Annotated in this window: 27 protein-coding genes; 3 read left to right on the forward strand and 24 right to left on the reverse strand. The window is 40.1% G+C overall.

What is annotated here, in order from left to right; genetic code table 11:
• Positions 1-354 carry a flagellar protein FlaG gene (locus AS180_RS11830; RefSeq protein ID WP_062686848.1) on the reverse strand — a complete coding sequence of 118 codons (354 nt, stop codon included), beginning with the start codon at positions 352-354 and terminating at the stop codon, positions 1-3.
• A 284-nt stretch (positions 355-638) separates the two neighbouring features.
• Here AS180_RS11830 and AS180_RS11835 point away from each other — a divergent pair, with 284 nt between their 5' ends.
• Entirely contained in the window at positions 639-986 is a 348-nt protein-coding gene (locus AS180_RS11835) for a hypothetical protein (protein WP_062686849.1), read from the forward strand.
• On the opposite strand, the gene AS180_RS22565 is transcribed toward AS180_RS11835, so the two are convergent.
• From AS180_RS22565 to AS180_RS11940, 22 genes are all read right to left on the reverse strand, one after another.
• Positions 977-1,138 carry a hypothetical protein gene (locus AS180_RS22565; RefSeq protein WP_156413480.1) on the reverse strand — a complete coding sequence of 54 codons (162 nt, stop codon included), beginning with the start codon at positions 1,136-1,138 and terminating at the stop codon, positions 977-979. The two genes, AS180_RS11835 and AS180_RS22565, sit on opposite strands and share 10 nt — an antisense overlap.
• Positions 1,139-1,368: 230 nt before the next feature.
• Complete coding sequence (locus tag AS180_RS11840) at positions 1,369-1,569, reverse strand: YjfB family protein (RefSeq protein ID WP_062686850.1); 201 nt, start codon at positions 1,567-1,569, stop codon at positions 1,369-1,371.
• A 163-nt stretch (positions 1,570-1,732) separates the two neighbouring features.
• Positions 1,733-1,894: a hypothetical protein gene (locus AS180_RS11845; RefSeq protein ID WP_156413481.1), complete on the reverse strand. Its 162-nt coding sequence runs from the start codon at positions 1,892-1,894 to the stop codon at positions 1,733-1,735.
• 500 nt (positions 1,895-2,394) lie between these two features.
• Positions 2,395-3,387 (reverse strand): flagellin N-terminal helical domain-containing protein, encoded by a 993-nt coding sequence (locus AS180_RS11850; protein WP_062686852.1) that lies wholly within the window; start codon positions 3,385-3,387, stop codon positions 2,395-2,397.
• A gap of 165 nt (positions 3,388-3,552) precedes the next feature.
• The gene (gene csrA / locus AS180_RS11855; protein ID WP_025909632.1) at positions 3,553-3,792 is read right to left on the reverse strand and encodes a carbon storage regulator CsrA; all 240 of its coding nucleotides are present in this window, start codon (positions 3,790-3,792) and stop codon (positions 3,553-3,555) included.
• 13 nt (positions 3,793-3,805) lie between these two features.
• Complete coding sequence (gene fliW / locus AS180_RS11860) at positions 3,806-4,234, reverse strand: flagellar assembly protein FliW (protein ID WP_025909631.1); 429 nt, start codon at positions 4,232-4,234, stop codon at positions 3,806-3,808.
• A 3-nt stretch (positions 4,235-4,237) separates the two neighbouring features.
• A complete protein-coding gene (locus tag AS180_RS11865; protein WP_082636382.1) occupies positions 4,238-4,654 on the reverse strand; it encodes a DUF6470 family protein in 417 nt (138 codons plus the stop codon).
• 44 nt (positions 4,655-4,698) lie between these two features.
• Complete coding sequence (gene flgL, locus AS180_RS11870) at positions 4,699-5,580, reverse strand: flagellar hook-associated protein FlgL (protein WP_062686853.1); 882 nt, start codon at positions 5,578-5,580, stop codon at positions 4,699-4,701.
• Between the two features lie 2 nt (positions 5,581-5,582).
• Positions 5,583-7,097: a flagellar hook-associated protein FlgK gene (gene flgK, locus AS180_RS11875; RefSeq protein WP_062686854.1), complete on the reverse strand. Its 1,515-nt coding sequence runs from the start codon at positions 7,095-7,097 to the stop codon at positions 5,583-5,585.
• Positions 7,098-7,117: 20 nt separating this feature from the next.
• Positions 7,118-7,558: a flagellar protein FlgN gene (locus AS180_RS11880; RefSeq protein ID WP_025909627.1), complete on the reverse strand. Its 441-nt coding sequence runs from the start codon at positions 7,556-7,558 to the stop codon at positions 7,118-7,120.
• A gap of 15 nt (positions 7,559-7,573) precedes the next feature.
• Positions 7,574-7,831, reverse strand: a complete 258-nt coding sequence (flgM, locus tag AS180_RS11885) for a flagellar biosynthesis anti-sigma factor FlgM (RefSeq protein WP_062686855.1) — start codon at positions 7,829-7,831, stop codon at positions 7,574-7,576.
• Between the two features lie 213 nt (positions 7,832-8,044).
• Positions 8,045-8,446: a TIGR03826 family flagellar region protein gene (locus tag AS180_RS11890; RefSeq protein ID WP_025909625.1), complete on the reverse strand. Its 402-nt coding sequence runs from the start codon at positions 8,444-8,446 to the stop codon at positions 8,045-8,047.
• A gap of 57 nt (positions 8,447-8,503) precedes the next feature.
• Entirely contained in the window at positions 8,504-9,106 is a 603-nt protein-coding gene (locus AS180_RS11895; protein WP_062686856.1) for a ComF family protein, read from the reverse strand.
• An 89-nt stretch (positions 9,107-9,195) separates the two neighbouring features.
• The gene (locus AS180_RS11900; protein WP_225001979.1) at positions 9,196-10,683 is read right to left on the reverse strand and encodes an ATP-dependent helicase ComFA; all 1,488 of its coding nucleotides are present in this window, start codon (positions 10,681-10,683) and stop codon (positions 9,196-9,198) included.
• Between the two features lie 85 nt (positions 10,684-10,768).
• Positions 10,769-11,614: a DegV family protein gene (locus AS180_RS11905; RefSeq protein ID WP_062686858.1), complete on the reverse strand. Its 846-nt coding sequence runs from the start codon at positions 11,612-11,614 to the stop codon at positions 10,769-10,771.
• Positions 11,615-11,730: 116 nt separating this feature from the next.
• Entirely contained in the window at positions 11,731-12,168 is a 438-nt protein-coding gene (locus AS180_RS11910; protein ID WP_061786279.1) for a YaaR family protein, read from the reverse strand.
• A gap of 81 nt (positions 12,169-12,249) precedes the next feature.
• Positions 12,250-13,071 carry a flagellin N-terminal helical domain-containing protein gene (locus tag AS180_RS11915; RefSeq protein WP_062686859.1) on the reverse strand — a complete coding sequence of 274 codons (822 nt, stop codon included), beginning with the start codon at positions 13,069-13,071 and terminating at the stop codon, positions 12,250-12,252.
• Positions 13,072-13,087: 16 nt separating this feature from the next.
• Positions 13,088-13,513 carry a flagellar export chaperone FliS gene (locus tag AS180_RS11920; protein WP_025909619.1) on the reverse strand — a complete coding sequence of 142 codons (426 nt, stop codon included), beginning with the start codon at positions 13,511-13,513 and terminating at the stop codon, positions 13,088-13,090.
• A 47-nt stretch (positions 13,514-13,560) separates the two neighbouring features.
• Entirely contained in the window at positions 13,561-13,866 is a 306-nt protein-coding gene (locus AS180_RS11925) for an EscU/YscU/HrcU family type III secretion system export apparatus switch protein (protein WP_062686860.1), read from the reverse strand.
• Positions 13,863-16,190: a hypothetical protein gene (locus AS180_RS11930; protein WP_062686861.1), complete on the reverse strand. Its 2,328-nt coding sequence runs from the start codon at positions 16,188-16,190 to the stop codon at positions 13,863-13,865. The genes AS180_RS11925 and AS180_RS11930 overlap by 4 nt, the downstream gene beginning before the upstream one ends.
• Before the next feature lie 131 nt (positions 16,191-16,321).
• Positions 16,322-17,005: a response regulator gene (locus AS180_RS11935; RefSeq protein ID WP_025908789.1), complete on the reverse strand. Its 684-nt coding sequence runs from the start codon at positions 17,003-17,005 to the stop codon at positions 16,322-16,324.
• A 69-nt stretch (positions 17,006-17,074) separates the two neighbouring features.
• A complete protein-coding gene (locus AS180_RS11940) occupies positions 17,075-18,223 on the reverse strand; it encodes a sensor histidine kinase (RefSeq protein ID WP_025908788.1) in 1,149 nt (382 codons plus the stop codon).
• Positions 18,224-18,790: 567 nt separating this feature from the next.
• On the opposite strand from AS180_RS11940, the gene AS180_RS11945 reads away from it, so the two are divergent.
• Together AS180_RS11945 and AS180_RS11950 are read left to right on the forward strand one after the other, a co-directional pair.
• Positions 18,791-19,423 (forward strand): YigZ family protein, encoded by a 633-nt coding sequence (locus AS180_RS11945; protein ID WP_025908787.1) that lies wholly within the window; start codon positions 18,791-18,793, stop codon positions 19,421-19,423.
• Positions 19,424-19,603: 180 nt separating this feature from the next.
• A complete protein-coding gene (locus AS180_RS11950; RefSeq protein ID WP_025908786.1) occupies positions 19,604-20,596 on the forward strand; it encodes an LCP family protein in 993 nt (330 codons plus the stop codon).
• 35 nt (positions 20,597-20,631) lie between these two features.
• On the opposite strand, the gene AS180_RS11955 is transcribed toward AS180_RS11950, so the two are convergent.
• Positions 20,632-21,681 (reverse strand): glycosyltransferase family 4 protein, encoded by a 1,050-nt coding sequence (locus AS180_RS11955; RefSeq protein ID WP_025908785.1) that lies wholly within the window; start codon positions 21,679-21,681, stop codon positions 20,632-20,634.
• Positions 21,682-22,319 lie beyond the last annotated feature (638 nt).

The following is a 22,319-nucleotide window of genomic DNA, read 5'->3' on the forward strand; positions in this document are numbered from 1 at the left end:
TTACATTTTTTGATCAAAGATTAATCCCGTCAGCCGCTCCATCTCGGCATGCATATCTAAAAGCTTTTCGGGAGGTACCTCTCGAATCACCTCATTCGTATCCGCATTTACAACCTGAGCGAAATACGTATGAGACTTTTCATGAAGTTGAAAACGTACCGAAACAAACGTAGGTGCGAGCTTTTGATTAATCTCTTCCACCGCTTTTTCAAGCTGTGCAATGATTACTTCATTACTGCTTTTCGGCGCTTTTGACTCTGTTTCTAGCTGATTTTTTTCTTTTGATTGCTGAACGCTGGCATAGCTTAACACACTTGAATGAAGCGTTTTAGCTGAAAATGATGTCCCCTCCATCACAGCCACCCCTTAAAAAACACTCTTTTTTATTGTTATCGGAAACATTTATTTATTGTTTATAGGTAGTTCGCAGTACTTTTCCTCTTTAAAAACATGATTTCACATGAGATAAGGCTTGCTTTCTTAACAGGGATGAAGGTCACGAGCGCTACCTTTGTTATCCATTAATCTGTTTTATTTTCCTATTTCTTTAAATCTAGGCCTTTATTGGGGGCTTTTCGTGCTACAATGCTGTTAAAATTCCACATTGCCAAGATCCTCTATAAAGGAGCTACTCAGCCATGAAAAAAACGATCATTCCTTTTCTACTTGCCGGGATGCTCACAGCCTTTGCCGTTATTCATACAAACGAAAAAGCAATTAAAGAAACCGACTCGTATTCTACCATTCAAGCAAAAATCGAAACCTATGCAAAAAAAGAAGAACCAAGCTTGTCCATTCAAGAAATACAAAAAGACGAAACCATCAACGGAGAAAAGCGCATCATTTTGTTCACCACAACCGATAAGCAAATTGGCTGTGCCATTCTGCAAAAAAACTACTTGAACCGCTATCAGATTGAATACATCTCTACCCAAGAACCCGCTCAAATCGAAGACAAATCGGCTTTATCGTCTATTTATGCATAAGCAAGAGTTTGGGATATAACAAACTGACTGCTTCTAAGAGACAAACAATAGCCGCTCCCATCTCTTTGGTTTGCCTGAACACGTTCGTTCCATTGCGCTACGGCCACTCGCTTTCCGCGGGGAGGAGTCGAGTGCCTTTCTCTCCATTCCATTCCGTCTCCAAACTGGGTTTGCCCAATCACAAAAAAGCCTGAACAACTAAGAGTTGCGAGCTCTCAATCGTTCAGGCTTATCGTTGGCTGAAATACTTCTGTCTCAGCCTTTTTCATAAAAAAAGACCTTCTCACGGGAGAAGATCAATAAAAAAGGGGATAGGGGAATACCTTGATATTAGTATGGGCTGGATTCGTATTGTTTATACTCTACATATGAAAATATAAATTTATTTTCTAAGATCAATGTTTCCACCAAGATGAGGCTGAGCAGCATGCTGAATGACTTTTACATCAGCTGAGCTTAAAAGCTCTTGAATAGTTTCACCCTGCTGTTCTGCGTTACCCATCGCCATTTTCATTACGGACAGAGAAGCTTGATGCTGAGTATTAGATTTGCTTAGGGCTATTGAAAGTTTTGCTACGTCCATCGGAATGCTCCTTTCATCATAAAAAAGACTCTAGTATCAATCTCAATCAGACTTTTGATTACCTAAATTAGCGTCAGTAGTGCCAAATCATTAACACCATGACCTATATCAAAAGTAAAAGAGTTTGGGACATAACAAAATGATTGCTTCTAAAAGACGAACACTAGCTGTTCCCAGCTCTTTGATTTGTCTCAACACGTTCGTTCCATTGCGCTACGGTCACTCGCTTTCCGCGGGGAGGAACCTGAGCTTCCTCGCTGCGCTGCGGGATCTCAGTTTTCCCTCTCTTTCCCGCAGGAGTCGAGTGTCCTACGCTCCATTCCACCCTGTTTCCAACATTGTTTTTCACAATCAACCAAAAAACCTGAACGATTAAAAGTTATAAACTCTCAATCGTTCAGGTATAGTAGAGGCTGAACCACTTATGTCTCAGTCTCTTTTAAATAATCTAAAATTAACGAAGAAGTTGTAGAACTCCTTGTGGTTGTTGGTTCGCTTGCTTTGCGACTGTATCTTTCGATTACAGAATAGACTATATCTTCATCCATGTTTTTCATGGAGCTGGGCGCTTCGAACAGCTTTTGCTGCCCTACGAGATTCATAGTCATAGCTTTCGCCTTAGACCGTTTTCTCTAGTCGTTGGACCTTCTCCAGAGTTTCCTCACAGGAGCTTGGCTGCTGATTATCCATTGTTTCATCTTCATCATTTTCAAACCATCACGCCGACCGTTTCCAGTTACGTTGTGGTTGATAAAGCTTTAGGAAGTTCCAGCAATTCACCCAGTAATACTTTTATCCGTTACCAGATAAAACGCCCTTCAATCGTTATCTCAGGAGTTGTAATACACCTTGAGGCATTTGATTGGATTGAGCCAACATTGCTTGTGCTGCTTGAGAAAGAATAGAATTCTTCGTTTGGTTCATCATTTCTTTCGCCATGTCTACGTCACGGATACGAGATTCCGCAGCAGTTAAGTTTTCAGAAGACGTGTTCAAGTTGTTAATAGTATGGTCTAAACGGTTTTGGTATGCACCTAAACGAGAGCGTTCTGCAGATACCATTTCAATAGCGTTATCAATAACCTTCACTGCAGCCGTTGCTTTATCATGGTCACTAATATCTAGACCATATTCCGCTGCACCAGAGTTATCAGTTAATGCTTCTCCACCAGCACTACTGTCCGTGAAGACAGCATTATTTGTTTTAGCATCATCTGTAATTAACACACCATTCTTAGTATAACCAGTATTACCAGAATCATCTACAGTCGTACTTAAGGTTGCAGAACCAGCAGAATCACCAGATAATCCTAACGCTTTCGACCTCATATCAAACATTTTAATCTCGAAGCTCTGTTCAGCATTAGCTCCAATTTGGAGTTTAATAGTAGTTGATTCTTTAGAACCATCAATTAATTTTTGTGTATTAAATTCCGTATTATTTCCAATACGATTAATTTCACCTGTTAATTGATTAATTTCTTTTTGAATTTCCCCACGGTCAGTTCCGGTATTTGTATCGTTGGCTGCTTGGTTTGCTAATTCACGCATACGTTGAAGAATATCGTGCGTTTCATTTAAAGCTCCCTCGGCAGTTTGTAGCAGCGAAATACCATCCTGACTGTTTTTTGCTGCCATATCCAATCCACGGATTTGTCCACGCATCTTCTCGGAGATAGCAAGACCTGCCGCATCATCTCCAGCTTTGTTAATACGCATACCTGAAGATAATTTTTCCATTGATTTAGATTGATTTGTTGATGCAGTATTCAACTGACGATAAGTATTCAACGCCGCAATATTATGATTAATTCTCATTTTCATTTCCTCCTTGAATATGTTTTTGCCCACGTCCGTGTGAGCTTGTTTTAACTCCCTGCCAATCGGCCGCCTGGCAGTTTGTCTTTACAAGAATGATATCGTCTTTTTTTTTGGATTGTTTAGCGGTTTCTTTACTTTTTTCAAAAGAAAAACCAAGACGGTTTAGGGCCTTGGTTTGGTGTCATTTATTGTTTGTAAGATGTCCATCATATTGGCTACCGGCTTGGATGCCTGGTGATTTTCCAGCTGTATTTCTTCATAGATTTCTTGGCGATGGACTTCAACGTCACGCGGGGCCTTGATGCCGAGCTTGACTTGGTCACCGCTAATAGAGAGAACGGTCACTTCAATGTCTTCACCGATTTTGATTGTTTCGTTCGTTTTACGCGTTAGGACTAGCATGGTCGTTCCCTCCTTAGTTGTTTACGGGTTGAAACAGCGCGTGCTTGGTTTGGTAGGCTTCGTTGTTTAAGATAACTTGCTTGGCTTGATTGTTTTTTGTATTAATAACAATTGGCGCCTGCAGATTTGCCGTAATTTTAGTAACGTCGTCATGCATTGTTAAAATAACGTATACAGCAGCGTCACTTCCGCTTTCCAGCTGAAGCTGCTTGACTGTTGTCTCATCTAATTTAAAGTCATAATCTGGGAAGAATTGAAACGGCTCGGTCATCACGAACGCAACTTCCTGCGTGTTCGTAGACTGTAACACGTGGAACATATCAGCGTTTGGAAGTGGCAAGACCACAAATTGCGTTTCGTGTGGAAACCCAGGAAGACCTTTTTCAAGTGTTAATGAGGGTTGTTCAATTTGAACATCACCGTGATAAGCTGTTTTAAGCATGAGCTACACCTCTTGTTTAATTGTTGAGATTGATAGTGTTTCAGGTACATAGTTTATTTTGACACTAAACGGACTTGGAATAAAGGTTATGTTGCTTGGATAGATGGGCTTTTCGCTGTTGCGCTTGGCTTGATTAGCGAGTGGGTTACCACCCTGTTCAATTTTCATTAACTCTTTTCCTTCTTGGACTGCTTTTGTGATAGATTCCATCACCGCTTGTTTACCTTCATTCGCTTCTTCGTCCATGCTTTTTAAAATTGATTGCAGGTTCATTTCTTCCCACGCCTTAGTTTGGTCAATAGTAAGCCGCGACGGTGTCTTTTCGACAATGACCTGGACTTTTTCTGTCGAAACGTCGACTGGCTGCGGCTGAATGATGGGTGGCATGGCGTAAGAGGCCTGTATGGCACTAACTTGCATCAGCATTCCTCCTAAAAAAACCCCTTCAAAGAAGGAGTTTTGGTTTAGCGTAAAAAGTCAAGAAGCGTTGGCTGAATTAGTTTGGCACCAACCGATAAGGAAGCACGGTGCACGCTTTCTTGAATGGTTAAGTCCGTAATAACTTTCTCAATATCAGCATCTTCGTTATCTGAAATCATGCGGCTAGCAGTAATTTCTTGAGAAGCAATGCGATTTTCAATGAGCTCCAGGCGATTGTTTCTCGCACCGAGCTCTGAGCGCTCTGCTGATAGAGTTGATAAATAGTCATTAACTTGTGTTGATAATTGTTGAAGCGATTCAACATCGTTGTTTTCAAAACCCGCTTGAATACTATCGATGAAATCAAACGATTCTTGCGAAAAGATACGGTCAGCATTAATATTGACGCGTAGGCTGACGCCTTTTGATACTTCAACTGAAAACGGATCAGCATTAATTTGGGAAGCAATCGAGCCATCCGCATTTTGAGTAACGGGCGCGTTTCCTACGTTCACGCCGTTAAAGATATATCTTCCCGCTACTTGCGTATTGGCTACCTGCATAAAATCAAGCTTCAGCTGTTCAATTTCACGGGCAATTGCTTGGCGATCTTGTCCGTCGTTCGTACCGTTTGTTCCTTGTACCATAAGCTCTTTGGCACGTTGAAAAATGGAGTTAACCTGTTCAAGCCCCGCTTCAGAGTTATCAAACCACGAATAGGCTTCGGTTAAATTTCGTTTGTATTGATCAATTTCAGATAGGTTAGACCTGTATGCCATCCCCTTTGTAGCGATAACAGGATCATCTGATGGACGCGTAATTTTCTTACCCGTTGACAGCTGATTTTGCAAGGTTTGGAGCTGAGTATAACTGCTGTTAATATGTCGTAATGAGTTGGCCGCTAGCATGCTTTGTGTAATTCGCATCGTTATCTACCACCCGTTCCTAATCCGTTAATAATGCGATCTAACATCTCATCAATCATTGTCACCATGCGGGCACTTGCATTATAAGCGTGCTGGAATTGAATCATATTGCTCATTTCTTCATCGATTGAAACGGAGCTCGTCGATTGTTTTCGTTGCTCCACGGCTTGTTGAAGCGTTTCTGAGTTTCCTTTTAAGCGGTTTGCCTGCTGGCCGTTAACGGCCATTTGGCCAATAAGAGACTGGTAATATTCTTTCATGGATACAGTTTGATCGTCAGTAAGCTGAATAAGAACGCTATCACGGAAGTTAGCGAGCGCTAGCGCATTGCTTCCATCTCCTTTACGATCTCCTTCTATTTCTGACTGAGAAGCAGCAGCTATGTTGTTGGTACTTTGAATAATTTCATTTGATAGCGTAATGCTTTTCGCATTGCCTTTTCCCTCCGTAATTGGATTAAAGAAAGATACACCCGTTTGGCCATCTAACGTTACGCCTTGTTCGTGCTGGCTGTTAAACCAATTCACAAACTCAAAGGCCATTTTATCAAGAGACGCTAGCATGTCAGAATATACACCTTTTGTTTGGCCATTTTCGTCTACGTAACCTGCTGATTCAATCAATCCTTTAAGCTTACCTTGTGAAAGGTTGGCTGGCGAAAGCGTTTGGCCACCTACACGAACATCCGTTACGCTTCCGTCCGTATCGTTTATCGTAAACGCTGCAGCTTGACGAGTTTGGCCATTTACTAACGTAACAGGACCGTTTGCGGTTTGCATCGTAACCGTCACGGTTCCTTCGGCTACGGGCAGGCTGTTACCGCTTGTTTGATCATACTGTATGTCAAATTCTACAAACTGTGAAAGTTCGTCTAGTAAGCGGTCACGCTCATCATATAAATCATTTGGCAAATAGCCGTGCACTTCAATATCATTAATTTGTTTATTAACGTTATTGATTTGCTCAAGAACCGAGTTCATTTGCTTGACGGTTACATCAATTTCAGATTGTAAATCACCTTGAATGACTTCGAGCGATGTGGATAGATACGTAAATGTATCGGCAATTGCATTTGCTCTCTCACGTGCAACAGAGCGAGCACCGGCATTTGATGGATTTGCAGCAACGTCTTGAAGTGCTTCGAAAAATTGATCAAATGTTGCTGACAATCCGTCTTCAGATGGCTCATTTAGAATCTCTTCCATTTTGTCAATGGCTGCCGATTTGGCATTCCAATAGCCTACCTTAACTGTTTCTCCTCTGTACTGTACATCAAGGAACTGATCGCGCACACGCTCAATCGTTTTGGCATCCACTCCCGTACCAAGTTGACCCGTCACTCCTGGACGGTTCATTCCCGGTGTTGGGTAAGGCGTACTCGCTTCAAACGTAACACGCTGACGAGTATAGCCTGGCGTGTTAGCATTGGCGATATTTTGCCCCACTGTGTATAGTGCTGACTGCTGCGCATCCATGCCTCTCTTTGCAACTTGCAGCCCATGAAAAGTTGAAATCATTACATTCTCTCCTTCATTCTCTACGCTTTTGACTGAAAGGTAGATGCTTGTGTAAGTGATGGTACATCGTTTTCTGCTTTTGTATAATTATATGAATCTGCTTGTTGAGATGAGGTTAATAAGTCAAGCTCAAGATTAATGAGCTGCAGAGATTGTGTTAGCAGTTGTTGATTTAACTCATTTTTCCTCTGAATGCTTTCAATAAGTTCAATGAGCTGGCTTTGAAGTGGTTGAAGGGTAATGGCCTGTTCAATCTGTGCGATATTTTCCATGAGCAACATGCGCTGTTTTTCCAAAGCTTCTATCGCCGCAACGTGCGTCTGCTCATCTTTAAGCACATGGGTTAACTCTTTGATATTTTGGCTGATGATAATTGCCTTTTTCTTGTCTGTTAAAGCTAATAAGCTCTTATGCAATGCGATTTGCTTCGTTAAAATTTCAGTCAGTTTCCCGCTATTCAATTTTTGTCATTCCCTTTATTTTTTATAAAAGTTGATAAGCCCTTTCGCCACTTCTTCTGCGTTAACTTTATATGTCCCATTTTCAATCTGCTGCTTTAACTGTTCAATCTTTGCTGAGCGCTCTGTGGCATTTGTACTCATTTGCTGAAGCTCTTTCGCTTCTTTTGAAATTTGCACATCATCTCGTTTTCCTGTTTGCTGAGCTTTTTCCATTTTTTCAGCTGCCTTTTGATATGGATTTATTCTGCTAGAATGAGTTGAATTTATCTTCATCTTTGGTCACCTCTTTAAAGTTTGTATCCGCTATCTATCTACTCATTATATCGGAGCTTTGAATTAAACATTTAGCAACTCGCTCAAAGTTGAGACTAAATGCACAAACACGCTAAAAAGCTTCAAAATAAGTGCGATTTTGTACCCAAACTAAAAAGGTCTTAAGAACCATTACCTTCACCAAAAAAAGATAACCAGTTCTTTATGTCTAGATTATTTATCTTTCAAACGATAAGTTGATAATCGATCCTGTCGTTCATTTTGACATTTTGTTTCTATTTCGTGCTTTGCTAGGTCGTTTTTCAACTGCTGAGCGCAGCTATGACAAAGCTTTCCCTCTCTAATACTTTGACCACATTCTAGGCAAGGGTATCCTAGGTTTGGAAATTTAGCTACCAGCAACCTTCCCTGCTGAATGAACTGCTGAATGCGCAGGTCGGGTACGTTCGTTTTTTTAACGACTTCATACATGGTTGCAGTTCGATTTTCTCGCTTTCGTAAAAAGGTAACCACGCGCTCATACTGGCCTTCTTCTTCCTGATAACAACTCGGGCAAATGTTGCGCGCTCCGCTTTGAACAAATAAGCTTCCACAACGTAAACAATTCGTTAACATGCTCCTTTTCCCTTTCTCTTCTCATTTCCTTTTGTATCGGCTGAACCGCTTATTTTTTCAACGGTAAATTGTAAAAGAATAGATTGCTGCCGCCACATCTTTTAGACAAAGCGCTGCTTCGTGTAGCGTAACGCCCGTTGTGTACAAATCATCGATTAAAATGACGTTTCTGTTTGTAACCAGCTCTGGATCCACAAGCTCGAACACCCTATGGTTTTGTAGCCTTTCTTCTCTCGTTTTCTTCGCTTGTTTCTCCGTATGCTTACGAGTAAGAGGGTAAGCTACTTCTGCCGGGAGTAAAGATGCCAACGCTTCCGCTTGATTAAACCCACGCTCATACATTCGCTCCTTGCTTAAAGGGATGGGAACCAGTACGGGGTTCTCAGGACTATATACCTTATAAAGCTGAGCGAAATCGTCAGTAAATATTTTATGAAGTTCGTAGTCACCTCGGTATTTAAACAAAGCCATTACCTCTTTTGCGAATTTATTATATTTATATAATGAACAGTTGCGAATTAAAGGTGATTTCTTTTTGTTCCATTGAACGCAGTCGATGCAATATTCACCCTCATAATAAGCTATAGGAAGCTCATTAAGCATTCTTCCACAACGTCTACAAAGTGGCTCTGAAAGCCCTTTAAAAGATGACTGGCACATTTCACACAGCCACTTTCTTTGCTGTGGAGAAATCAGAGATGAGAAGCTATGAGCGGGTTCGATTGATGCATGGCACAGTAAACACCATATCATATCTGAATTAGACCTTGTTTTTTTGCCATATCGTTCATATCTACCATATGCTTTTTCGCTTTTTTCATTTCAACCGTTTGCCCATAGTGAAAGAAGACCACGTCTCCTGTTGGAAAGTTTGCGCTTCTACCAACTCGGCCTGAAATTTGCACAAGTGCGCTTTCAGTGAAAATTTCATTTTCAGCACCTACTACAGCGACATCAATATTAGGGACAGTCACCCCTCGTTCTAAAATGGTTGTTGTAACCAAAATGGTATACTGCTGCTCACGAAATGCTTTTACCTTTTCTTTTCGCTCTTTATCTTCTGCGTGCACCCCAGCCACCCTTGGCGTTAGCTGTTGAATGAGTTCTACAACGGGCTGAACCCATTTGACCTTTGGTACAAACACAAAGCACTGCTTATCATCACACACTCGCTGCTTGATCCAGTTCAATACGGTAAAAGGTAACTTCTTTTTAACAAGCCTCTTCTGCCAGTTGCCACACCATACAAAACGAGGTATCGGAATGGGATAGCGGTGATAGCGAGCCGGTATTTTGACAGCTGCTAGCTTATTTTCTTTAACCTGTTGCTTAAGACTTTCACTGGGAGTTGCTGTTAAGTAAATAAGGGTTGATTCTGCTTTACGAGCTTTGTGGGCAGCATACTGCAACATTGGTTCTGCTGAATAAGGAAATGCATCTACTTCGTCAATGATCATGACGTCAAATGCTTCATAGTAACGCAAAAGCTGATGAGTAGTTGTGAGGATCAGAGAAGAGTGCTTCCCTTTATCAGCACTTCCGCCGTAAAGAGCCACTACTTCCAACTCTTGAAACGCTTGTTGAAGCCTTGGATGAAGCTCCAGGACTACGTCCGTTCTCGGCGTGGCGACGCATACCGATTTACCCAAAGCAAGCGCTTTTGAAATACCTTCAAAGAGAACTTCCGTTTTTCCAGCTCCACAAACGGCCCACACGAGCAGCTCTTGCTTTGAATGTACGGCTTCTACCATTTGGCTAGAAGCCGTTTGCTGAGCAGGAGAGAGCTTTCCTTTCCACGTAAGAGTTGGTGAAGAAACCTCACGTAAAGGAGGCCCTTTCCACGTGATAAGAGGCGTACATTCCGATACCCGCCCCATCCCAATGCAGGCACGGCAATACGTACATGTGCTGTAACAGCGACCACAGTGAAACGAAGCAAATAAGTGCTGCTGCTGATTTCCACAGCGCATGCAGGTCATCACGTCTTTTTTCACAATTGACTTTTGATAGTGGATATAGCCTTGTTCGTAATGTTCATGAAGAGTAGAAAAAGAAAATGAAGCTAGTTCATCAGGGAGTAGTTGCTTGCCAACGAGGAATTGCTGGAGGCTTGCATTAAATGAAAATGTAGGGTTAACAGCGGGTGTATGCCATTCAGGAAGCCGTGAAATGGCCTGCGCTTCCTGTGAACCATTCGGTACTAACTGATTGTCATGTAGGATAAATCGCAAAAACATCGCTCCTTTCATCCTAACTAGTACGAGATGAACTGACTAAATTCCTGCAATAAAAAAACCAAACTAACAAAAAGTTAGTTTGGCTTTATTCTTTATACCAACCAACACCGATGGCACCTTCTCCAAGATGGGTACCAATAACAGGTCCAAAGTATGAAAGACTCCACTCAATGTGAGGGTACTTTTCTTGCAGTTCTGCTTTAAATTCCGCTGCCTCTGAAGGACGATTCGCATGAATCACTACACCTTTCATTGGCGCAAGCTCACGTGCATCCTCATCCAGTAGCTCTACGATACGTTTTAACGCGCGCTTTCTCGTACGAATTTTTTCATAAGGAACAATTTTCTTGTCAACAAAGTGAAGCAGTGGCTTAACTTGCAACAAACTTCCAATAATCGCTTGAGCTGCATTTAAGCGCCCTCCACGCTGCAAATGTGACAAATCGTCTGCCATAAAGTAAGCGCGTATAGACGTTTTCATTTCATCAAAACGATTCACAATCTCTGCTGGCGTACGACCAGCTTCCGCCATTTTAGCTCCTTCAAGAACATAAAAGCCTTGCACCATGCAGCTAATTTCAGAATCATATACCTGCACGTCAAAACCTGAAACCATTTCGCTTGCTGAAAGTGCCCCTTGATAGGTTCCGCTAATCCCACTTGAGAGCGTCACAACGACCGCTGACTCATAACCATCACGCTGTAGCTGCTCATACAGTTCAACAAACTCACCAATTGGAGGCTGAGAGGTTGTTGGCAATGTTTTGGCATCTTTAATTTTATGAAAATATTCTTCCGCCGTTACGTCTATTTCTTCACGATAAGTTTCATTACCAAAAATAACGCTAAGCGGTACCATATGTATGTCATGTTGAGCGCGCACTTCTTCTGATATATACGCTGTACTATCAGTAATAATTGCCGTTTTCATTTGAAAGGGTCCATCCTTTTTTATTATTTAAAAATAAGTTCACTCTATTTTACAACATTTCAATTTAAAATGCATGTTTACAAAAACAAAGAAAGCCCTTTTAACCTTCCCTCTGTTCACGTATAGATGTTGACCAATAAACCTTGGATTTCACCTACTCTTGCTAAGAGCTGAAGCTCATTCGTTGATTTATTTAGCACGTCGTTTGTTAGATCAACAAGCTTACGATCGACTTCTTTTACAAGCTTATATACCTTTGTCGTTCCTCTTCTGTTAAAGCCTCTCTGTTCATGCAGTTCAAAGCCATTTTTAACTGCATCATCCATAAACTCTTTCACCAGGGCTTTGTACTTTCGAAGCACATCAACCGTCTGATTCTTGGCTAGATGACGACCTTGTTCATCGATTTTTGTCACCAGTTGTGATAAACGCTCATGGGTGAGGTCACGCTGCTTTTTAGCCATAACGTCCGTGAACGTAATTGATTCTTGAACCTCTTTCGCTTTAGAAACGTTTGGTTGATTTGTCAGTCCGTTAATTCGCTGAACATCCATTTCTATTCCTCTTTCATTTTTACTTGTATTATACAGGAAAAAGAGAAAAGCATCGTGCTTTTCTCTCGTTTTCATAATCCATTATTTTAACAGCTGTAAAATTCCTTGTGGAAGCTGGTTAGCCTGTGCAAGCATCGCTTGCGCAGCTTGGTTTAAAATGTTGTTTTTCGTAAACTCCGTCATCTCCTGTGCCATATCCACGTCACGAATTCGCGATTCAGAAGCCGTTAAGTTTTCACTCATTGTACTGATATTGCTCATCGCATGCTCAAGGCGGTTTTGTGCAGCACCAAGCGTTGAGCGATCTTTTGACACAGCAGCAATCGCTTTATCAAGCTGAGTAATAGCAGTTGTTGCATTTGTTGCGGTTGTAATAGAAGTTGTCGTAAGACCTAAAGTTGCCGTCGTAACGTCACCAATTTCAGCTAACTTTAACGCTAAGCTCGGAGCCTCTGGTGAAATTTGAAATTGAATATTCGTTGTTTTCCCATCTAATAAATTTGTACCGTTAAATTGTGTTGTTTGTGCGATACGGTCGATTTCCTGCTTTAACTGCTGCACTTCAGCATCTAAATACGCACGGTCTTCCGTGTCTTGGTACGTGCCATTTGAAGACTGGACGGCTAGTTCACGCATACGCTGAAGCATGCTGTGCACTTCCTGCATGCCGCCTTCTGCTGTTTGAATGAGTGAAATTCCGTCTAATGCATTGCGTTCTGCCATATCTAAAGCGCGAATTTGAGAACGCATTTTCTCTGAAATAGCTAATCCTGCTGCATCGTCCGCTGCGCGGTTAATACGAAGTCCAGATGATAGTTTCTCTAAGCTTTTCGACGTATTCATTTGATTCGTAGATAAGTTTTTATAAGCATTTAACGCTTGAATATTGTGATTGATTCTCATTGAATAAGCTCCTTTTTTATAATGTCGTTGTGCTAATTTGTCTCTCATAAGACGATAGTTTTCTATGAACGCTCGGTCGCTTTTGGGCTACTTCTTCACTCATTACCTTATTCCAAGCAGCTGAAATTTCAGTTAGAACGCGATGAGCGTCTTGTAAAATCGTAATATCCTTCTTCATATTCCCTTCTACCACTCGTTCTGCTACATAGTTATAAATCGTATCAAGCTGCTCCGCAATAACACCTGCTTCATATTTCAAGCCGACGCCTAGGCGATGAAGGATATCACTTGTATTTTTTAAATTTTCATTTGCTGTATAGAAATCTTTGTTATGAATATGTTCAATGCTTTCTTCAATATTTAAAATCGCTTTTTCATACAGCATAGCCGTTAGCTGCTGCGATGTTTTTTGATAAAGAAGCTCTTCCGTTAAAAAGTCCAATTCATCTTATCTCCCTTGTGTATTCCTTTTTTTACTTATCGGCACGTCTAGTAGCCATTTTCATTCATATCCTCGACTTTTTTTACAAATAAAAGAATTTCGGCAATAACTCCGTACAGCTGCGGGGGGATTTGATCTCCTAGCTCAATATCCATCAAATTCGTCAGAAGCGTTTCGTCTTCTTGCAGTGGAATATCATGCTGCTTTGCAAGGTTGAGAATTCGATTCGCCGTCGAACCTGACCCTTGCGCAACAACTTTTGGTGCTCCCTCTCCTTGCTCATAGCGAATGACCGTTGCAGAAGGACCTCGCTTTTGCCTCCGATTCGTTGTATTAATATATTGGTAGTTCATATTGAATAATCAAACCCTTTCATTGAAAGCATTGGGATTTGTTTCTTAATTGGTGCTTTCACTTCGTCTTCTCTTCCATTTCGTAGCTCTGCATAGGAGACTCCCGTAATCGCGTAACCAATTGCTTCAATTTTACCCTTTAATTCATCAACAACCGTATCAGCGTTGGATGCAAACGCATCGCTGTTCGTTTCAAATGAAATGGATAGATTGCGATCCGATGCTTTTAACATCACGCCAATTTCACCGAGCTGCTTCGTCTCAAATAGAAAGTATAAGCTTGTATTTTCCCAGTCAATTTTCTCACGCTTTTTATTTGACTGAATAAATACTTTCATCGTTCCTACTTCACCTTTTAGCGTAAAAGGTAGCTGCATATAAAGCTGCTGCGCTGATGAAGAATCATGCTTGTTTAAAAGCTGCTGACCTGTGATATGTTGAAGAGCTGAATCAGCTGTTTGAGCTGCCATGCTCGCATATTCTCCTTTTAACAGGCCACTTTTCACATCAGCTGTGGATGCTTGCTGGTGTCCTTGTAGCACATGTAATGCCTCTTTTTCGCGCTGAAACCCCAATCTCTTTACGGTTTCATAGATATCTCTGGCTCCTATTTCTGGCTCATCAGCAACGCTAACCCCTGGTAAAGCAATTTTTGAAAACAACTCGTCTTGAACAAAATGCATCATCTTTTGGTGAGAAGGCTTATAATCCATTCCTTTAATCATTTCTTTGATTTGCATAACTAAGCTATGAGCTTGAGAGCGATCTCCCTGTGCTAATAGACTTTTCGCTTCTTGAAGAAGCTGACTAGCCTTTAACATTTCTTTTTCAGATTTCATATCTGCATATAGCATGAAATCACTTTGTAAAATGGCTTTATCAAGCTGCTTAACGGTTGCTTCTAATAGCTGTGACGCCTTCATTTTTGCTGAAGGTGCTGATTCTTGAAGCAAATCTGCAACATAGAGAAGCTGACGATTTACCTGCTGCTGTACATTTTGAAATTCTTTTGTGATATACGCCAGTTTTTCTGTCACAACCGTTACAACCACATCTTTTGTAGCAACATGAAGAGGTAGTTCTTTTGCTGATGGTTGTTCAAAACTCTCGCTAATAGCCACTAGCACCTCATTTATTTGCTTTCTAGCAGCCATTTCTTTATGCTGATTTGCCAATTCACTTGCCTTACCAAGAGCTTGGCTTACTTTTTCAGCATGTGCTGGATGAGACTGTAAAGCTGGTAACACCTGATTCGAAAGGTGCTCAAGAGCAACTTTTATATTCGGTTCACGACTAAACGTACGTACAGCCAAATGAAGCGCTTCTTGAACACTTTTTGCATCTGCTTGTTTTGAATGTAGCGCCATTAACAAATCACTGATCCGCTGAAGAACAAGTTCTTGCAGCTTTGAGCCTTCTAGTAGCTTTTGCTGGACCTCTTGCGGTACACCGTTACTCTTTAATTCAAGAAGTAAAGTCTGCACTTCTTGTTTAGTTAGAGGGATATTTTTCAGCAAGTCATCTCGATTCAACTCTTTAAGGCCGCTCGCTGTGACGTCTTGACTCGTTCGAAAAATCCGCTGTAATTGCTCTACAATATTCTTAGGTATTTCTTTAACTTCTTTTAATTGTTGAAGAATATCTCCTACGCTATCACCTGTTTTTAGACGCTGAAGCAGTAAGTTGATTTCCTCTTGGCTAAAGGGGGATTTAGTCGATGCTTCCACACTTTTTAAGGCTCCCTCAACCTTGATCTGTAGCTCTGATGGCAAAGTCGGTCGATTAGCAACCGCTTCTTTAAAAAGCTCTTTTAATGCATCACCATGAAGAGCTTCATCAATTGCAGTAAGGTGATTTACCGTCACTTCTAGCTTTTTATTCACAAGAGCAGAAATCGTTTCATCTGTTTGTGAAACTGAGCGATTTGTTATAGTAAAAAAACGTTCTAGCGCCATCATCGAAGATTCTGTTACACGATATCCAGCATTTTTAAGCCTTTGAGCAGCTTGTTGTACTTGCTCTGAAGCAGCTGGCATAGTTGGTCTTTTGACTCGTTCCTCAAAATTTTCTGTTGGTATTTTCGATAAAACTTGTCCTTCTATATAACCTTCTTTTACATGCGTTACTTTTATTTTGATATGATCATTTTCATGCACTGGCTGGTCTAGGCGAACGGGTACTTCACGTCCCTTTACCTGCATAAGCACTTCTTTTTCATTCATTACTTCCTTAACTATTCCTTGCAGCGTATCTTCTGTTGCAATTGTAGTTGCCGAAGGCGCACTCGCGTGATGCAACGAATGGGATGACTGCTGAATTTTCATAGATTCACGCTCCATTAAGTCGCTTTACGACATATCTTTTCTACCGTATGTATCGGCTATTTTTTTGTGCTTTTCATATGTCTTTTCACCTAAAAAAGCTCCGCATACAAATGTATGCGGAGCTTTCTTTGTTATCGTACCTCTACCCAGCCGTTTTTAATTGCTACAACAACTGCTTGCGTACGGTCGTTTACGTTCATCTTTTGTAAAATATTACTTACGTGGTTTTTAACTGTTTTTTCACTAATATATAGAGCTTCACCAATTCCACGGTTACTCTTTCCATCAGCTAAAAGTTGCAATACTTCACACTCACGACGAGTTAGTAAGTGAAGCGGGCGGCGAATCTCAATTGGCTCATGTGGATATGAAGATGATTGACCTTGAGCTGCAAGTCGACGGTATTCTTTTACTAGGCTATGCGTTACCTTCGGATGTAAGTAAGATCCACCCTCTGCTACTACTTTAACAGCTTCAATTAATGCATCTGCATCCATTTCTTTTAACAAGTAGCCTCGTGCTCCTGTTTGAAGTGCATGAGTCACATATGTTTCATCATCATGAATCGATAAGATGATAACTTTCGTATCTGGGTTCATCTCTACTAGCTGCTTTGTTGCTTCCACACCATTTACAGCTGGCATGTTGATATCCATGATTACAACGTCAGGCTGATGTTCTTCAACAAGACCAATCGCTTCGTTACCATCGTCACCTTCTGCTACTACTTCAAAATCTTTTTCAAAATCTAAAATACGTTTTACTCCTTCACGGAATAATTGATGGTCATCAATGATGACAATTCGTGTTTGCATATCTGGTTCCTCCCCAAATCCAACAATGAATAGTTTTTACTATATTAATTCGATGTTATTGTATTCTTATTATTTATTTAGAATCGGTACTTTAATCATAACAAGCGTACCTTGGTTTAATTTTGAATGAACAGAAATGCTTCCACCCAACAAATCTACTCTTTCTCTCATTCCAATTAAACCAAATGAGTTTTCTTTTTTTTGATTTTGATCAAAGCCACAGCCATCATCTTTTACAAGTAAAACTACTTGTTCATTATTAAACTCAATTTTCACTTGAACTTCCGAGGCATCCGCATGCTTTAAGGCATTCGTAACAGCTTCTTGTACAAGTCGAAATAGCGCTACTTCCAGCTTTGACGCAGTACGTTTTTCTTGTCCAATCGAAATGAAGGTAATGCGTGGTTTACCGTCATTATAGTCTTCAATTGTATCTAAATATTTTCGAAGCGTTGGAATTAATCCTAAATCATCCAATGCCATTGGTCTTAAGTCGTAAATAATTCTTCGCACTTCATAGAGTGCTGAACGCACCATTTTGCGCAAATCTCGAATTTCATCCATCGCTTCCTGAGCACTGCGCTCTCGGTAAATACGTTCAATTAATTCCGACCTCATCATCACGTTAGCTAGCATTTGCGCTGGACCATCATGAATTTCACGAGATAACCTTTTACGCTCTTCCTCTTGCGCTTCAATAATCCGAAAACCAAAATATTCTTTTTGAATAGCATCTTCAACAATTTCTCCAACCTGCTTCAAATCGCTGGTTAAATAGTTTAACACCACTGAAATCTGCCCCACCAGATGATCTGCTCGCTTGATGGTTTCTTCCAACGATATCAATCGACGTTCAAGTTCATCTCGCCTGCTTCTAAGCTGATGTTCTGACTGCTGATTCATTAAAAGTTTTGTCTGTAATTCATGAGCTTTTTCGTAGGCATCTTTTACCTCTGGCTCAGAATAAATTTGAAAATGCTTGCTTACCTCAGCTAAGCGCTTTCGTGCTAAACGCGCCTGAGCCTCTAGGCGATCTCCTTGCTCAATAACCTGCAAAACTTTGGCTTTTAAGCCTTCTAATTCTTCTTTTATCTCTTCGTATTCCTGTCGTGCACTTTCAGATAAGCGATATACTTCATCTTTACTATTTCCAACTGTGCCAATGATTTTGTCTAATATTTCATCTAACATTTTACTTGTTAATTTATGTTTTGACATTTATTCACCTCAAGCTTACACTCACATTCGAAGAAATGCCAATACGTTATTACGCTTTCTCGTACGACTTACTTGAATTGCGAGGAAATCTGGATCTGCTCCAGTTTACATGATTAAGACAGCATCTATAGAGACAGCATGGCTATAGAAAAACATATGAGATACCTTCTTGTTTTTCTTATATTAGAATAGGATAAGTTCTTTTGGTGTACATCTTTGCTCACTACTTTTCTCATGCATGATATACACTCTACTCCAAAAGACTACCATTTCTATCTCACCATTAACAGGGACAAACATCCTGTTTCGTTTAACAATTACATGTCATTCGTAACATTTATGTGATTATTTTTTTAAAACTTTTGGTTTAGTTAGCTTGTCCATTATCATTGATAAATACTTTACAACACTGTAACAATTCAAGGCTCCAAATTGATGTATCAGTTTTGAAGCTTTATAATAAGTGAGATAAGAAAAAATTGCTTTTATTCTTAATTTTAATTACCTATTACCCACTTTTTTAAAATAAACACATAAAATCATATAAACAGGAGGCATTTTATTACATTGTTACCTCAATATTATACTGTAAAACAGTCTGGTGCACATGAAATTGTGATTCAAAAATCACGCTTTATCTGTCATGCAAAGCGTGCAACAACAGAAAAAGAAGCACAGGACTTTATTCAAAAGATAAAGAAAGAACATTGGAGCGCAAACCACAACTGTTCTGCTTATTTAATTGGAGAGCGCGATCAGTTTCAAAAAGCCAATGATGATGGTGAACCTAGCGGTACTGCCGGTGTACCAATGCTTGAAGTGCTGAAGCGAAAAGAACTAAAGGATACTGTTGTGGTAGTAACGCGTTATTTCGGCGGTATTAAGCTTGGGGCTGGCGGACTCGTTCGTGCATATAGCAACTCAGTATCTGAAGGGCTCACAAACATTGGTATCGTAAAGCGTACACTTATGCAAATCATGCATACAAAAGTTGATTATACGTGGCTTGGCAAGCTGGAAAATGAATTACGCAATTCACCTTACGTCTTGAAAGAAATTCATTATGCAGATAACGTAATCGTGGATACGTTTGTGGAAGAGAGTCAAAAAGATGCGTTTACAGCTTGGATGACGGAACTTACAAACGGCCAAGCAGACATTTCAGCAGGCGAAGTGACCTATTTAGAAGAAGAGATATAATGAATTATTTACTGTGAATTAAAAACATTGTAAAATAAAAGACAGCGCACTGATGCCACAGTGCGTCGTTCTTTTCCTCACTAAAATATAAGGTAATATTGAACGCATTCCGTTTAATTTGAATTCCAATAACAAACAATAAAAATATGTAAAAACTTACTAAACTAAAGGAGAACGTATATGGCTCAGCATAGGCGTTTTGAAAAACGAGTAAATCGAAAAAAGCGGAAAAGAAGATTGCTTTCTTTTTTTCTTCTGCCAATCTTAATCATTGGATTATCCGCTACGGCGTACGGCTCTTATTTGTTCGCTAAAGCAAAAAGCGTTGCATCTGATTCATTTCAAAGCTTAGGAGATCGTGACTCTTCACCGATGCGCGATCGAAAAATCGATCCTAAGAAAGATAACATCTCCATTTTATTTATGGGTGTTGATGACAGCGAATCGCGAAATTTCGGGAAATCGGCTCGTACAGATGCACTAATTTTAGCGACGCTAAACGAAAAAGAGAAAACGGTGAAGCTTGTGAGTATCCCTCGTGACTCTCGCGTATATATTCCAGAAGTCAGCAAAAAAGATAAAATTACGCATGCTCATGCATACGGTGGACCGAAAGCCACGGTCGAAACGGTTGAAGAGCTATTCGATGTTCCCGTAGACTACTATGTAAAGCTTAATTTCCAAGCTTTCACTGAGATTGTTGACTCTTTAGGAGGCATCGAATTTGATGTACCTTACGACTTAAAAGAAAAAGATTCTAGTGATCATCATGAAGGCATTGTACTAAAAGCTGGTAAACAACACTTAAACGGTGAAGAAGCACTAGCAATTGCACGGACAAGAAAACAAGATAGTGACATTGAACGAGGTAAGCGACAGCAGCAGCTTATGCAAGCCATCGCTAAGGAAGCATCGTCAATTGGCTCTATGACAAAGTATGGTAACTTAATCGAAGCTGTTGGTGACAACATGAAAACAAACTTAATGTTTGGCGAAATGCTTTCGTTCTATGATTACGCTTCGAAGAATATTGATATTGAAACATTAAATCTTGCTGGGACAGATGATACAATTAACGGCGTTTATTATTATGAATTGGATGATATAGCCGTTCAAGAAGTAAGCGATACGCTACACGAACATTTAGGTCTAGACAAAGAAAGCACGGAGTAGAAAAAGCCTGTCGACTTCAGAGCCGACAGGCTTTTTTATTTATATCGTAGCGCTTGAAACATATTGAGTAGTGGTCGATATGTTTTATCTACCAGACCAATTTTCTCCACAATGATTTCAATTGCAAAAATTAAAATGGCGAGAACTAGGAACGAACCCCACATGGTTTGTACCTGAGAAAAGATAACGGCTGCTAAACCAAAAATCGCACTCATACCGTAAATAATTAGCACCGTTTGGCGATGGCTGTATCCTAAGCGCAACAGGCAGTGATGCAGATGCGACTTGTCAGGAGCCGAAAGCGGCTGATTTTTAACGATACGGCGAATAATTGCAAAGAACGTATCTGAAATTGGTACACCGAGGATAATAACCGGAACGATTAATGAAATTAACGTAACATTTTTAAATCCTAACAGAGATAAAACCGAAATCATGTACCCTAAGAAAAGTGCTCCTGTATCTCCCATAAAGATTTTGGCTGGATGAAAATTATAAAGCAAGAACCCAAGCGTACTTCCTAACAGGATAAAGCCCATACTCGTTACGAACACGTCGTTCATCATAATGGCCATTCCTGAAATTGTAATTAATACAATTGAGGAAACTCCTGCTGCAAGACCATCTAATCCGTCAATTAAGTTGATGGCATTTGTGATCCCCACAATCCAAATAATTGTAAGAGGAATACTCAAAACGCCAAGTTCAAGACTACCATTAAAAGGAAGGTTGATATACTGAACTTGTACACCGCCATATACCACCACGATTAACGCTGCAAGCAATTGACCGCTTAGCTTAATTTTTGCTGAAAGCTCCATCATATCATCTAACACACCCGTAATAATGATAATGAAACTTCCGATGATAATTGCTAAAGCGTAAGGGCTAGTTGGTTGTAAAAGAAAATAACCGATTAAAAAACTAATAAATATTGCTAATCCTCCAAGACGAGGCATAATTTTTTGATGAACTTTTCGTTGATTTGGCTTATCTGTTGCACCTATTTTAAATGCTAATTTTTTAACAAGCGGAGTGACTAAAATAGACGAAATAAAACAAATAAACAAGGTCAAATATAACATGTAGACCCTCCTCAGGTTTATGTTAACCAAAATCGCAGTAAATGTTACTGTTATTTAGATTTGGATAATATTACATATGAGCGAGCTATTGGACAAAATTTTTTGACTAGTTTTCTCCTAAACTGGATTATACCATATTGATTTTACTACTTAAATAAGAATTTGTCTTCATAAACCTTAAACTAACTCTCTCTATGTATCTATCATTTAATATACATCTAATTATGTTTTTCTTCTATCTTTCTCTTACTAACCAACACCCTACCTATTGTATTTAACAGTCTTTGCAAATATACGAACATTCGAATGGATGAATTAATCAACTGCCTATTTACTGCAGCATCTAAAGATAAAAGATGAAAAAATATTATTATTTCCTGAATTATTCATAGCTAACTAAAATCATTTCGTTTTTCAACTTTTGATCACGATGGTTTAAATTTTCGTGAATTTCAAATGGATGAATAGGTGAAGGAGTCTGGTTGATGCTTAAAAAATGGGGATTCACCTGTTTTTGGGCAGACTGATCCCTTGGTGCGGGTTCGATTTTTTAAAAAGGTGATTTAGTTGAGGGAAAGCTGCTGTACCTGGGTCAGTACGTCCGAAAAGAAGTGCGCATAGACGAAGCTGGATGCTAA

Origin of the sequence: Priestia veravalensis (genome assembly GCF_001457055.1) — a bacterium.
Taxonomy (GTDB): Bacteria; Bacillota; Bacilli; order Bacillales; family Bacillaceae_H; genus Priestia; species Priestia flexa.

Bases quoted from the DNA above. Each gene is read 5' to 3' on its own strand.
- AS180_RS11830 (WP_062686848.1), bottom strand. From the start codon at position 354: ATGGAGGGGACATCATTTTCAGCTAAAACGCTTCATTCAAGTGTGTTA.
- AS180_RS11835 (WP_062686849.1), top strand. From the start codon at position 639: ATGAAAAAAACGATCATTCCTTTTCTACTTGCCGGGATGCTCACAGCC.
- AS180_RS22565 (WP_156413480.1), bottom strand. From the start codon at position 1,138: ATGGAATGGAGAGAAAGGCACTCGACTCCTCCCCGCGGAAAGCGAGTG.
- AS180_RS11840 (WP_062686850.1), bottom strand. From the start codon at position 1,569: ATGGACGTAGCAAAACTTTCAATAGCCCTAAGCAAATCTAATACTCAG.
- AS180_RS11850 (WP_062686852.1), bottom strand. From the start codon at position 3,387: ATGAGAATTAATCATAATATTGCGGCGTTGAATACTTATCGTCAGTTG.
- csrA (WP_025909632.1), bottom strand. From the start codon at position 3,792: ATGCTAGTCCTAACGCGTAAAACGAACGAAACAATCAAAATCGGTGAA.
- fliW (WP_025909631.1), bottom strand. From the start codon at position 4,234: ATGCTTAAAACAGCTTATCACGGTGATGTTCAAATTGAACAACCCTCA.
- AS180_RS11865 (WP_082636382.1), bottom strand. From the start codon at position 4,654: ATGCAAGTTAGTGCCATACAGGCCTCTTACGCCATGCCACCCATCATT.
- flgL (WP_062686853.1), bottom strand. From the start codon at position 5,580: ATGCGAATTACACAAAGCATGCTAGCGGCCAACTCATTACGACATATT.
- flgK (WP_062686854.1), bottom strand. From the start codon at position 7,097: ATGATTTCAACTTTTCATGGGCTGCAAGTTGCAAAGAGAGGCATGGAT.
- flgM (WP_062686855.1), bottom strand. From the start codon at position 7,831: ATGAAGATAAATTCAACTCATTCTAGCAGAATAAATCCATATCAAAAG.
- AS180_RS11890 (WP_025909625.1), bottom strand. From the start codon at position 8,446: ATGTTAACGAATTGTTTACGTTGTGGAAGCTTATTTGTTCAAAGCGGA.
- AS180_RS11895 (WP_062686856.1), bottom strand. From the start codon at position 9,106: ATGTGCCAGTCATCTTTTAAAGGGCTTTCAGAGCCACTTTGTAGACGT.
- AS180_RS11900 (WP_225001979.1), bottom strand. From the start codon at position 10,683: ATGTTTTTGCGATTTATCCTACATGACAATCAGTTAGTACCGAATGGT.
- AS180_RS11905 (WP_062686858.1), bottom strand. From the start codon at position 11,614: ATGAAAACGGCAATTATTACTGATAGTACAGCGTATATATCAGAAGAA.
- AS180_RS11910 (WP_061786279.1), bottom strand. From the start codon at position 12,168: ATGGATGTTCAGCGAATTAACGGACTGACAAATCAACCAAACGTTTCT.
- AS180_RS11915 (WP_062686859.1), bottom strand. From the start codon at position 13,071: ATGAGAATCAATCACAATATTCAAGCGTTAAATGCTTATAAAAACTTA.
- AS180_RS11925 (WP_062686860.1), bottom strand. From the start codon at position 13,866: ATGAACTACCAATATATTAATACAACGAATCGGAGGCAAAAGCGAGGT.
- AS180_RS11930 (WP_062686861.1), bottom strand. From the start codon at position 16,190: ATGAAAATTCAGCAGTCATCCCATTCGTTGCATCACGCGAGTGCGCCT.
- AS180_RS11935 (WP_025908789.1), bottom strand. From the start codon at position 17,005: ATGCAAACACGAATTGTCATCATTGATGACCATCAATTATTCCGTGAA.
- AS180_RS11940 (WP_025908788.1), bottom strand. From the start codon at position 18,223: ATGTCAAAACATAAATTAACAAGTAAAATGTTAGATGAAATATTAGAC.
- AS180_RS11950 (WP_025908786.1), top strand. From the start codon at position 19,604: ATGGCTCAGCATAGGCGTTTTGAAAAACGAGTAAATCGAAAAAAGCGG.
- AS180_RS11955 (WP_025908785.1), bottom strand. From the start codon at position 21,681: ATGTTATATTTGACCTTGTTTATTTGTTTTATTTCGTCTATTTTAGTC.